Below are 11,933 nucleotides of genomic sequence, written 5' to 3' on the forward strand. Positions count from 1 at the left end.
GAACGCCGAAGGGCCCGGAGGCTGAATGCCTTCGGGCCCTTCACTGTGTAGCGGGGACAGGATTTGAACCTGCGACCTCTGGGTTATGAGCCCAGCGAGCTACCGAGCTGCTCCACCCCGCGTCGGTAAACACGACTCTACGCGACTTCGTCCGGGGAACCTAATCGCTTTGATATTCGCCCCCGCCAACGGCCCCGTGGAGCCGGTGCGGAGCCCCCGCCGCGTCCTCTCCGACCCCGCCGGCCCCCGGGAAGGCCCCCGGAAGGCCCCCGGAAACGCCGCCGGGCGGCCACCCCCGTGAGGGGTGACCGCCCGGCGGTTCAGGGACCGTCGACTCAGCCGGTGTAGGGGCCGTAGTCGTAGTCGTCCAGCGGCACCGCCTGGCCGGAGCCGGCGCCGAAGGGCGACAGGTCGTAGTCGTCGTAGCCGACGGCCGAGTACATCGCGGCCTTGGCCTCCTCGGTCGGCTCGACCCGGATGTTGCGGTAGCGGGGCAGACCCGTACCGGCCGGGATGAGCTTACCGAGGATGACGTTCTCCTTGAGGCCCAGCAGCGGGTCCGACTTGGCGTGGATCGCCGCGTCGGTGAGGACCCGGGTCGTCTCCTGGAAGGAGGCGGCCGACAGCCAGGACTCGGTGGCCAGCGAGGCCTTGGTGATACCCATCAGCTGCGGACGGCCGGAGGCGGGGTGACCGCCCTCGGAGACCACACGACGGTTCTCGGTCTCGAAGCGGCCGCGCTCGACGAGCTCGCCCGGGAGCAGCTCGGCGTCGCCCGACTCGATGATCGTCACGCGGCGCAGCATCTGCCGGATGATGATCTCGATGTGCTTGTCGTGGATCGACACGCCCTGCGAGTTGTAGACCTTCTGGACCTCGGCGACCAGGTGGATCTGGACGGCACGCTGGCCCATGATCCGCAGCACGTCGTGCGGGTTGGTGGCACCCATGGTCAGCTTCTGGCCGACCTCGACCGCCTCGCCCTCGCTGACGAGCAGCTTCACACGCTTCGAGACCGGGTAGGCGATCTCGTCGGTGCCGTCGTCCGGCGTGACGACCAGCTTGCGGGTCTTCTCGGTGTCCTCGATGCGGACCCGGCCCTGCGCCTCCGAGATCGGGGCCACACCCTTGGGGGTACGGGCCTCGAAGAGCTCGACGACACGGGGCAGACCCTGCGTGATGTCGTCACCGGCCACACCACCGGTGTGGAAGGTACGCATGGTCAGCTGGGTACCGGGCTCACCGATGGACTGGGCGGCGATGATGCCGACCGCCTCACCGATGTCGACCAGCTTGCCGGTGGCCAGCGAGCGGCCGTAGCAGAAGGCACAGGTGCCGACGGCCGACTCACAGGTCAGGATCGAGCGGGTCTTGACCTCGCTGATGCCGTGGCGGATCAGCTCGTCGATCAGCACGTCACCGAGGTCGGTGTTGGCGGTGGCGAGGAGCTTGCCGTCCACCGTGATGTCCTCGGCCAGCATGCGGGCGTAGACGCTGGTCTCGACGTCGTCCGTCTTGCGCAGGACGCCGTTCTCGACCGTGCCGATCGCCAGCTTGAGGCCGCGCTCGGTGCCGCAGTCCTCCTCGCGGATGATGACGTCCTGGGAGACGTCGACCAGACGACGGGTGAGGTAGCCGGAGTCGGCGGTACGCAGCGCGGTGTCGGCCAGACCCTTACGGGCACCGTGGGTCGAGATGAAGTACTCGAGAACGGTGAGGCCCTCACGGAACGACGCCTTGATGGGACGCGGGATCGTCTCGTTCTTGGCGTTGGACACCAGACCACGCATACCGGCGATCTGACGCATCTGCATCATGTTTCCACGAGCACCCGAGTCGACCATCATGAAGATGGGGTTCGTCTTCGGGAAGTTCGCGTTCATGGCCTCGGCGACCTCGTTGGTCGCCTGGGTCCAGATGCCGATGAGCTCCTGCTTGCGCTCGTCGTTGGTGATCAGGCCGCGCTCGTACTGACGCTGGACCTTCTCCGCCTTCGCCTCGTAGCCCTCGAGGATCTGGGGCTTGCTCGGCGGGACGACGACGTCGGAGATCGAGACCGTGACACCCGAGCGGGTGGCCCAGTGGAAGCCGGCCGCCTTCAGGTTGTCCAGGGTCGCCGCGACGACGACCTTGGGGTAGCGCTCCGCCAGGTCGTTGACGATCGCGGAGAGCTGCTTCTTGCCCACCTCGTAGTCGACGAACGGGTAGTCCTCGGGCAGCAGCTCGTTGAAGAGCGCGCGGCCCAGGGTGGTCTTCAGGCGGAAGGACTCGCCCTCGAACCAGTTCGACTGACCGTCCTCGTCGACCGGCGGGGTCCAGCCACGGGGCGGGACGGTGCCGATCGGCAGGCGGATGTCGATGACGGCCTGGACGTCCAGCTCCTTGGCGTCGAAGGCCATGACGGCCTCGGCGGTCGAGGAGAAGGAGCGGCCGGCGCCCTTGACGTTGTCGCGGTCCGAGGTCAGGAAGAACAGACCCAGCACCATGTCCTGGGTCGGCATGGTGACGGGGCGACCGTCGGCCGGCTTCAGGATGTTGTTCGAGGACAGCATCAGGATGCGGGCCTCGGCCTGCGCCTCCGCGGAGAGCGGCAGGTGGACGGCCATCTGGTCACCGTCGAAGTCCGCGTTGAACGCGGTGCAGACGAGCGGGTGGATCTGGATGGCCTTGCCCTCGACCAGCTGGGGCTCGAAGGCCTGGATGCCGAGGCGGTGCAGGGTGGGTGCGCGGTTCAGCAGCACCGGGTGCTCGGCGATGACCTCTTCGAGCACGTCCCACACGACCGGGCGGGCACGCTCGACCATGCGCTTGGCCGACTTGATGTTCTGCGCGTGGTTCAGGTCCACCAGGCGCTTCATCACGAACGGCTTGAAGAGCTCCAGCGCCATGGCCTTGGGCAGACCGCACTGGTGCAGCTTGAGCTGCGGGCCGACGACGATGACCGAACGGGCCGAGTAGTCGACTCGCTTGCCGAGCAGGTTCTGACGGAAACGACCCTGCTTGCCCTTCAGCATGTCGCTGAGGGACTTCAGCGGGCGGTTGCCGGGGCCCGTGACCGGGCGACCACGACGGCCGTTGTCGAACAGCGCGTCGACGGCCTCCTGGAGCATGCGCTTCTCGTTGTTCACGATGATCTCGGGGGCACCGAGGTCGAGAAGGCGCTTCAGGCGGTTGTTGCGGTTGATCACGCGGCGGTACAGGTCGTTCAGGTCGGAGGTCGCGAAGCGGCCACCGTCCAGCTGCACCATCGGACGCAGGTCCGGCGGGATGACCGGGACGCAGTCCAGCACCATGCCGTTGGGCTTGTTGGTGGTCTGCAGGAACGCGGAGACGACCTTGAGGCGCTTCAGCGCACGGGTCTTCTTCTGGCCCTTGCCGGTGCGGATGATCTCGCGCAGGCGCTCGGACTCCTCCGCCAGGTCGAAGGTCTCGAGGCGGTCCTTGAGGGCCGCCGCGCCCATCGAGCCGGAGAAGTAGGTGCCGAAGCGGTCGCGCAGCTCGCGGTAGAGCAGCTCGTCGCCCTCCAGGTCCTGGACCTTGAGGTTCTTGAAGCGGGCCCACACCTCGTCGAGGCGGTCGAGCTCGCGCTGCGCGCGGTCGCGCAGCTGCTTCATCTCGCGCTCGGCACCCTCGCGCACCTTGCGGCGCACGTCGGCCTTGGCGCCCTCGGCCTCCAGCTCGGCCAGGTCGGTCTCGGCCTTCTTGGCGCGGGCTTCGAGGTCGGAGTCGCGGCGGTTCTCGATCTGCTGGCGCTCGACCGAGACGTGCGCCTCCAGGGACGGGAGGTCGCGCTGGCGACGCTCGTCGTCCACCCAGGTGATCATGTAGGCGGCGAAGTAGATGACCTTCTCGAGGTCCTTCGGCGCCAGGTCGAGCAGGTAGCCCAGGCGGGACGGGACACCCTTGAAGTACCAGATGTGGGTGACCGGGGCGGCCAGCTCGATGTGGCCCATCCGCTCACGGCGCACCTTGGCGCGGGTCACCTCGACGCCGCAGCGCTCACAGATGATGCCCTTGAAGCGGACGCGCTTGTACTTACCGCAGTAGCACTCCCAGTCCCGGGTCGGACCGAAGATCTTCTCGCAGAAGAGTCCGTCCTTTTCGGGCTTCAGGGTGCGGTAGTTGATGGTCTCCGGCTTCTTGACCTCGCCGTGCGACCACTGGCGGATGTCGTCGGCGGTGGCCAGGCCGATGCGGAGCTCGTCGAAGAAGTTGACGTCAAGCACTGGTCGTCAAGCCCTCTTTCGTAAGTCGAGAGTCGTTCATGTGGTCTGAGGGGGGCCTGGGGGCGGGCCGGCTCCCAGTGGTGAAGAGCCGGCCCTGCCTCCGTCAGACCTCTTCGACGCTGCTCGGCTCGCGCCGGGACAGGTCGATGCCGAGCTCCTCGGCGGCGCGGAACACGTCCTCGTCGGAGTCCCGCATCTCGATGGACTGGCCGTCCGAGGACAGCACCTCCACGTTGAGGCAGAGCGACTGCATTTCCTTGATGAGCACCTTGAAGGACTCGGGAATGCCGGGCTCGGGGATGTTCTCGCCCTTGACGATGGCCTCGTAGACCTTCACGCGGCCGAGAACGTCGTCGGACTTGATGGTGAGGAGTTCCTGCAGCGCGTAGGCGGCGCCGTACGCCTCAAGGGCCCACACCTCCATCTCACCGAAGCGCTGACCACCGAACTGCGCCTTACCACCCAGCGGCTGCTGGGTGATCATCGAGTACGGGCCGGTCGAACGGGCGTGCAGCTTGTCGTCGACCAGGTGGTGCAGCTTGAGGATGTACATGTAGCCGACCGAGACCGGCATCGGGAACGGCTCGCCGGAGCGGCCGTCGAACAGCCGGGCCTTACCGGTGGAGTTCACCAGGCGCTCACCGTCACGGGTGAGGGTGGTGTTGTCCAGCAGGCCGGTGATCTCGTCCTCGCGGGCGCCGTCGAAGACCGGGGTGGCGAGGTTGGTGCCGCCCTGGACGGTGTCGGCGCCGATCGCCTGGAGGCGCTGGGCCCACTCGTCGGCGAGGCCGGAGACGTCCCAGCCCTGCTTGGCGAGCCACCCGAGGTGGATCTCCAGGACCTGTCCCGGGTTCATTCGGGACGGGACACCCAGCGGGTTGAGGATGATGTCGACCGGGGTGCCGTCCTCCAGGAACGGCATGTCCTCGACCGGCAGGATCTTCGAGATGACGCCCTTGTTGCCGTGACGGCCGGCGAGCTTGTCACCGTTGGTGATCTTGCGCTTCTGGGCCACGTAGACGCGGACCAGCTGGTTGACGCCCGGGGGCAGCTCGTCGCCCTCTTCGCGGTCGAAGACGCGCACGCCGATGACCTTGCCGGACTCACCGTGCGGCACCTTCAGCGAGGTGTCGCGGACCTCACGGGCCTTCTCACCGAAGATCGCGCGGAGCAGGCGCTCCTCCGGGGTCAGCTCGGTCTCACCCTTGGGCGTGACCTTGCCGACCAGGATGTCACCGGTGACGACGTCGGCGCCGATCCGGATGATGCCGCGCTCGTCGAGGTCGGCGAGGACCTCCTCGGAGACGTTCGGGATGTCCCGGGTGATCTCCTCGGGGCCGAGCTTGGTGTCACGGGCGTCGACCTCGTGCTCCTCGATGTGGATCGAGGAGAGGACGTCGTCCTGCACGAGGCGCTGCGACAGGATGATCGCGTCCTCGTAGTTGTGACCCTCCCACGACATGAACGCCACGAGCAGGTTCTTGCCGAGGGCCATCTCGCCCTCGTCGGTGCACGGGCCGTCGGCCAGCACCTGGTTGACCTCGACCCGGGCGCCCTCGTCCACGAGCACCTTCTGGTTGAAGGCGGTGCCCTGGTTGGAGCGGGTGAACTTGGCGGCGCGGTACGTGGTGTACGTGCCGTCGTCGTTGGCCACGGTGACGTAGTCGGCCGAGACCTCCTGGACGACACCGGCCTTCTCGGCGGTGATGACGTCCGCGGCGTCGACGGCGCAGCGGTACTCCATGCCGGTGCCGACCAGCGGAGCCTCGCTCTTCAGCAGCGGCACCGCCTGGCGCATCATGTTCGAGCCCATGAGCGCGCGGTTGGCGTCGTCGTGCTCGAGGAACGGGATCATGGCGGTCGCGACCGACACCATCTGGCGCGGCGAGACGTCCATGTAGTCGATCTCGGTGCCCGGGATGTAGTCGATCTCGCCGCCACGGCGGCGGACCAGGACACGCGGCTCGGCGAAGGTCAGCTCCGCCGTCAGCGGGGCGTTGGCCTGCGCGATGACGTAGCGGTCCTCCTCGTCGGCCGTGAGGTAGTCGACCTGCTCGGTGACGACACCCTCGATGACCTTGCGGTACGGGGTCTCGATGAAGCCGAACGCGTTGACCCGGCCGTACGAGGCCAGCGACCCGATCAGACCGATGTTCGGGCCTTCCGGGGTCTCGATCGGACACATGCGCCCGTAGTGCGAGGGGTGCACGTCACGGACCTCGAAGCCGGCGCGCTCACGGGAGAGACCACCGGGACCGAGGGCGGACAGACGGCGCTTGTGGGTCAGGCCCGACAGCGGGTTCGTCTGGTCCATGAACTGCGACAGCTGGCTGGTGCCGAAGAACTCCTTGATGGAGGCGACGACCGGCCGGATGTTGATCAGGGTCTGCGGCGTGATCGCCTCGACGTCCTGGGTGGTCATGCGCTCGCGCACGACGCGCTCCATACGGGCGAGACCCGTACGGACCTGGTTCTGGATGAGCTCGCCGACGTTGCGCAGACGACGGTTGCCGAAGTGGTCGATGTCGTCGACCTCGACCACGATGTCGCGGCCCTCGGTGTCACGCCACTCGGTCTCGCCCGCGTGCAGCTTCACCAGGTACTTGATCGCACCGATGATGTCGGGCTCGGTGAGCACGCCGGAGTCCAGCGACTCGGCGTTGCCCAGCTTGCGGTTGACCTTGTAACGGCCGACCTTGGCGAGGTCGTAGCGCTTCGGGTTGAAGTAGAGGTTCTCCAGAAGCGTCTGCGCGGCCTCGCGGGTGGGCGGCTCGCCCGGGCGCAGCTTGCGGTAGATGTCGAGCAGCGCGTCGTCCTGGCCCTGGGTGTGGTCCTTCTCCAGGGTGGCGCGCATCGACTCGTACTCGCCGAACTCCTCGAGAATCATCTCGTTGGTCCAGCCGAGCGCCTTGAGCAGCACGGTGACGGACTGCTTGCGCTTGCGGTCGATGCGGACGCCGACCATGTCGCGCTTGTCGATCTCCATCTCCAGCCAGGCACCACGCGAGGGGATGACCTTGCAGGAGTAGATGTCCTTGTCGGACACCTTGTCCAGGGTGGAGTCGAAGTACACACCCGGGGAGCGGACGAGCTGCGAGACGACGACACGCTCGGTGCCGTTGATCACGAACGTGCCCTTGTGGGTCATGAGCGGGAAGTCGCCCATGAAGACCGTCTGAGACTTGATCTCACCGGTCTCGTTGTTGGTGAACTCGGCCGTGACGAAGAGCGGGGCCGCGAACGTGAAGTCGCGGTCCTTGCACTCGTCAATGGAGTTCTTCGGCGGCTCGAAACGGTGGTCGCGGAAGGTCAGCGACATCGACCCACTGAAGTCCTCGATCGGCGAGATCTCTTCGAAGATCTCCTCCAGACCGGACTTGGTGGGGACGTCCTGACCACTCTCCAGGGCCGCCTCGACCCGGGCCTTCCAGGCCGCGTTGCCGAGCAGCCAGTCAAAGCTCTCGGTCTGCAGGGCCAGGAGGTTCGGGACCTCGAGGGGCTCCTTGATCTTCGCGAACGAAACGCGGAGCGGGGCGGTGGATGCGGCGGAATTGTTCGAGGCGTTGCGCGGCGCGGCCAAGAGGGGGGTCCTTCCGAGGGCTCGGAGCTCACTGCGCGCGTACCGGCCGGGCCTGGAAAGGCTTGGTCCCACCTCCCTCGCCACTGGCCTCTGCCGGGTCGTGAAACCCGAGGTCAGAGCCGTTTTGCGGAGGCGGTGCCAGACCCCTTCAGGGCAACGCAAACTCCGGGCGACGAGTCACGGAGCAGCTAACAGGCAGCGCAAAGGGACAGTGTAGCCAAACGGCACACTGCTGTCCAGCTCTGATTCGGAAACCGAATCGGAGACTCCTCCCGGTAGCCGGCGAACGCGAACGCCCGCCGGGTACTGCACTGGCCCGGACACCGCCGGGCCGCCTCGACTCACGTGGAGTCACTTCCCTCCGGAGCCGCTGGTTATGCATCCACCAGCGAACCAACCGGGGCGGACTCGCGCCACGAGAATCGCGCGCCGCGCCCGGTTCGTCAAGAGCCCGCCTCCGGCACGGACCTCGACCCGTCCATCGCCCTGGACCCGCCCGGCGTTACAGAAGCCGTGGTGAGGGCCACGCTCGATGACAGCGATCACCATACCCGCCCGCACCGACGGTGCCGAGTGCGCTCTCGGCCACTCCGGTGCCGCCGGGCCGCGGGGGCCGCCGCGGGGCCCCGGGAGGGCCCGCTCCGGACGCCTCTGCCCGGCCCCCGGCGCCGGCGCCCGGTCCGGACCCTCCCGGGGCCCGGGAACACGAAAAAGGCCGGGCCGACCACCCGCGAGGGTGATCGGCCCGGCCCGTGGCATCCTCCGCCCTCAGTGAGGGCGTGCGGCTGCCTCCCGGCCCTCAGGGCCGGGGAGGAGTCACTTGACGGTGACCTTGGCGCCAGCGGCCTCGAGGGCGGCCTTGGCCTTCTCGGCAACGTCCTTGGCAACCTTCTCCAGGACCTTGGCACCAGCGGTGTCAACGAGGTCCTTGGCCTCCTTCAGGCCGAGGGAGGTCAGGGTGCGCACCTCCTTGATGACCTGGATCTTCTTGTCGCCGGCACCGTCGAGGATGACGTCGAACTCGTCCTGCTCCTCAACAGCCTCGACCGGGGCAGCGCCACCGGCGGCGGCAACGGCGACCGGAGCGGCAGCGGTGACGTCGAACTTCTCCTCGAACGCCTTCACGAAGGCGGCGAGCTCGATGAGGGTGAGCTCCTCGAACTGCGCGAGCAGCTCGTCCTGGGTCAGCTTCGCCATGATTGGCGTCCTTCCACTAATTCGGCAGGTGGTGCCGTATGTACGGGTTGGCGGGCGTACGGGCCCGCAGCGAGGCGTGAGCCTGCGGAATTACTCCGCGGCCTCGTCCTCGGCGGCGGGAGCCGGCGTACCGGCACCGCCCTGCTCGACCTTGTCGCGCAGCGCGTCCACAGTGCGGACGAGCTTCGACGGCAGGGCCTGGAAGAGCGCGGCAGCCTGGGACTGCTTGCCCTTCAGCGCGCCGGCCAGCTTGGCGAGCAGCACCTCGCGGGACTCGAGGTCCGCGAGCTTCTTGATCTCATCGGCGGTCAGCGCCTTACCGTCAAGGACACCGCCCTTGATGATGAGAGCGGGGTTCTCCTTGGCGAAGTCACGCAGAGCCTTCGCCGACTCCACCGGGTCACCGGTGACGAAGGCGACAGCCGTCGGACCGGCGAACAGGTCGTCGAGCTCCGTGATCCCGGCCTCATTGGCCGCAATCTTGGTCAGCGTGTTCTTCACCACGGCGTACTGGGCGTTGTCACCCAGCGAGCGACGCAGGGTCTTAACCTGCTTCACCGTCAGACCGCGGTACTCGGTCAGCACGGCCGCACTCGAGGCACGGAACTGCTCCGTGATCTCGGCGACGGCGGCAGCCTTGTCGGGCCTAGCCATAGGCTTACGCCTCCTTCCGTGATGTCGAAGTCAGGCCGACCGCGAAAGTCGACCATTCGAACCTCGGACCACCGGACGGAAGGAAAGCTCCTGCGGAAAAGCAGATGAGCCCCGGTGCGCAGGCGCACGGGGCTCAGTTCGACCTCGACGGGTCCACGTGCGAACACGCGGGTCCCGGAAGTCCAAGCTCCAAACAATCCTGCGCGGGCTGCCTGCGACGAATCGCAGATCCTTCGGTCCCCGCGCCTCTTGCGAGTGCACGGCGACAACCGGCGGTCTTTGGCTTCGGTAACACTAGCCGGACTCGTCCGTCCGGGGCAAATCGCCCACCCGGGGCCCTCAGCGGGCCAGCGGGGAGATGCTTCGGGTGCCCACGTCCACGGTGTCCGCCTCGGCCGGGGCCTGCACCGAGAGGGTGCCGGCGAAGTCGCTGTAGAGCACCGCGTCGTCCGCCCGGCCGCTCGCCCCGGTGCCCGTGCGCTGCAGCCGGACCAGCTGGTCCTTGTCGTTCAGCCACAGGTCCAGGGTCAGCGAGACCGAGCCGCCGGGGGCCAGCGCGGCCCGCAGGCCGTCCCGGCGGGCCTGGCCCAGCTGGACCTGGGCGGCCGCGTAGCGCTCGGCGTCGGTGGTGACCCGGAAGTGCTCGACCGCCGAGTCCTCGAACTTCTCCTCGCCGAGGTACTGCGCCTCGATCCCGTCGGCGGTCGCGGCGGCCAGCGCCTCGACCGGGTTCAGCAGGTCGATCAGCCCGGCGTAGGGGATCTCCCGGTGGCCGTCCGCGGTCGGCGCCACGGAGAACCGCTCCCAGTGCCGGCCGGCCTGCCGGGCCGCGGTGGCCGCGTCACCGCCCTGGTACGCGACGGTGTCCACGACGATCAGCTGCTCGGCCTCGGCCGAAGTGGAACGTTTGACCTGGAGCGCGGTCTTCGGCTGCCAGAACAGCGGGCCGGAGCCGGCGTCCGCCCCCAGCCGGTAGCTGACCTTGGCCCGGCGGGCGGTCTGCATGGTGAGCTGGGCGGAGAGCAGGACGCCGTGCGGCGACCGGTCGGTGGGCTTGGCCGGCCCGGTCGCGGCGACGGTGCTCGGCGACGGGGTGCCGGACGGCACCGGCGAGGCGCCCCCGCCGCTGCCGCACGCGGTGAGACCGCTCGCCAGGAGCACCGCGGCCGTGATGGCCGCCAGTCGCTGCCGCACCGCCATGCCCCCTCTCCTTCCGTCCGGTCACCACTGCGGCGGTCCCGCTGCGGGCCGCCCCGTCCCCGGCCGCCGTGGACCGGCCGTGCTGTTCCAGCCACCTTGCCACCAGGGACCGGACCGACCTGCGGCGACCCCCTCGGCCCGTCGGGCGGTGTCGCCGGCGCCCGGTGGGGTCAGCTGCGGAAGACCTTGGCGAAGTCGGCCCCCTTGCCGACGTCGCCCGCGGCCGGTGCCTCGATCCTGGGCGCGGCGCCGAGGCCCGAGTAGGTGACGGTGACGGCCGAGGACTCGCCGCCCTTGTCGCCGTACTCCCGGAGCTGGACGAGCTCCTGCTTGTCGTTGATCCAGAAGTCCACGGTCAGCGTGCTGCCGCCGGTGTCGAGCGTCTGGCGGACGGCCGCGCGCTGGTCGCCGCCGAGCGCGCTCAGGCTGTCGGCCAGCTTGGCGACCTCCTCGACGGCGCGGTAGTGGGTGGTCTGGACCCCGCCGACCGCCTCCGCGCCGACCTTGGTGAGCTTGCCGCCCTGGGCCGCCGCCGACAACTGGAGGACCGGGTTCGTCAGTTGCGCCACGGTCAGGAACATCACCGACATCGAGCCGACGACCGGGTCCTTCGGCTCGATCCTGGCCCAGTGCTTCCCGCCCAGCACGGCCGTGGTCTGCAGGCCGCCGCCGAGGTAGACCTCGTCACCGATGATCCTCGCCCTGGTGCCCGACTCGGTCTTGGCCGCGACGTCGACGACGGTCCGCTGCTGCCATTCGGCGGTACCGGCCATCGGGCCGGCCTCCGCGGTCAGCGCGAGCGAGCCGTTGCCGGCCCGCTGCATCACCACGGCCGAGGCGGCCAGCGCCGCCCGCGGGTCGAGTCCCGCCGCGGCGCCGGCCACGGCGTCACCGGCCGCCTTGGTGCCGGTCGTACCGTCGCTGCCGCAGGCCGCCAGCCCGGCGGCCAGGACGGTCGCCGCGACCGTGACGCACGCATGGCGCAGAACGCGCATAAGGAGCCCCCCAAAGACCTGATCATCAGAAAATACCCAGCGGACTCTAATGGATCACCGGGCGCCTTCCCCACCGCGTGC

The 11,933-nt window shown here is 68.6% G+C and carries 6 protein-coding genes and 1 tRNA gene; all 7 read right to left on the bottom strand.

Translation table 11 applies throughout. The annotated features are described in order from the left end of the window. Positions 1 to 48: 48 nt before the first annotated feature. A tRNA-Met gene (locus ACZ34W_RS11410) sits at positions 49 to 122 on the bottom strand. A 213-nt stretch (positions 123 to 335) separates the two neighbouring features. Continuing rightward, positions 336 to 4,226 (bottom strand): DNA-directed RNA polymerase subunit beta', encoded by a 3,891-nt coding sequence (locus ACZ34W_RS11415; RefSeq protein WP_329488164.1) that lies wholly within the window; start codon positions 4,224 to 4,226, stop codon positions 336 to 338. Positions 4,227 to 4,329: 103 nt separating this feature from the next. Then, a complete protein-coding gene (rpoB, locus tag ACZ34W_RS11420; protein ID WP_329488165.1) occupies positions 4,330 to 7,806 on the bottom strand; it encodes a DNA-directed RNA polymerase subunit beta in 3,477 nt (1,158 codons plus the stop codon). Between the two features lie 816 nt (positions 7,807 to 8,622). Further along, complete coding sequence (gene rplL / locus ACZ34W_RS11425; RefSeq protein WP_329488166.1) at positions 8,623 to 9,003, bottom strand: 50S ribosomal protein L7/L12; 381 nt, start codon at positions 9,001 to 9,003, stop codon at positions 8,623 to 8,625. A 90-nt stretch (positions 9,004 to 9,093) separates the two neighbouring features. Beyond that, positions 9,094 to 9,657, bottom strand: a complete 564-nt coding sequence (gene rplJ, locus ACZ34W_RS11430) for a 50S ribosomal protein L10 (protein ID WP_352286328.1) — start codon at positions 9,655 to 9,657, stop codon at positions 9,094 to 9,096. Positions 9,658 to 9,996: 339 nt separating this feature from the next. Then, the gene (locus tag ACZ34W_RS11435; RefSeq protein WP_329488168.1) at positions 9,997 to 10,857 is read right to left on the bottom strand and encodes an SCO4651 family lipoprotein; all 861 of its coding nucleotides are present in this window, start codon (positions 10,855 to 10,857) and stop codon (positions 9,997 to 9,999) included. Between the two features lie 170 nt (positions 10,858 to 11,027). Beyond that, positions 11,028 to 11,852 (bottom strand): SCO4651 family lipoprotein, encoded by an 825-nt coding sequence (locus tag ACZ34W_RS11440; protein WP_465603283.1) that lies wholly within the window; start codon positions 11,850 to 11,852, stop codon positions 11,028 to 11,030. Between the last annotated feature and the right edge of the window lie 81 nt (positions 11,853 to 11,933).

This window comes from Kitasatospora sp. NPDC022856, assembly GCF_055561235.1.

Coding starts and splice junctions, on each gene's coding strand:
- rplL (WP_329488166.1), bottom strand. CDS start 9,003: ATGGCGAAGCTGACCCAGGACGAGCTGCTCGCGCAGTTCGAGGAGCTC.
- rplJ (WP_352286328.1), bottom strand. CDS start 9,657: ATGGCTAGGCCCGACAAGGCTGCCGCCGTCGCCGAGATCACGGAGCAG.
- ACZ34W_RS11435 (WP_329488168.1), bottom strand. CDS start 10,857: ATGGCGGTGCGGCAGCGACTGGCGGCCATCACGGCCGCGGTGCTCCTG.
- ACZ34W_RS11440 (WP_465603283.1), bottom strand. CDS start 11,852: ATGCGCGTTCTGCGCCATGCGTGCGTCACGGTCGCGGCGACCGTCCTG.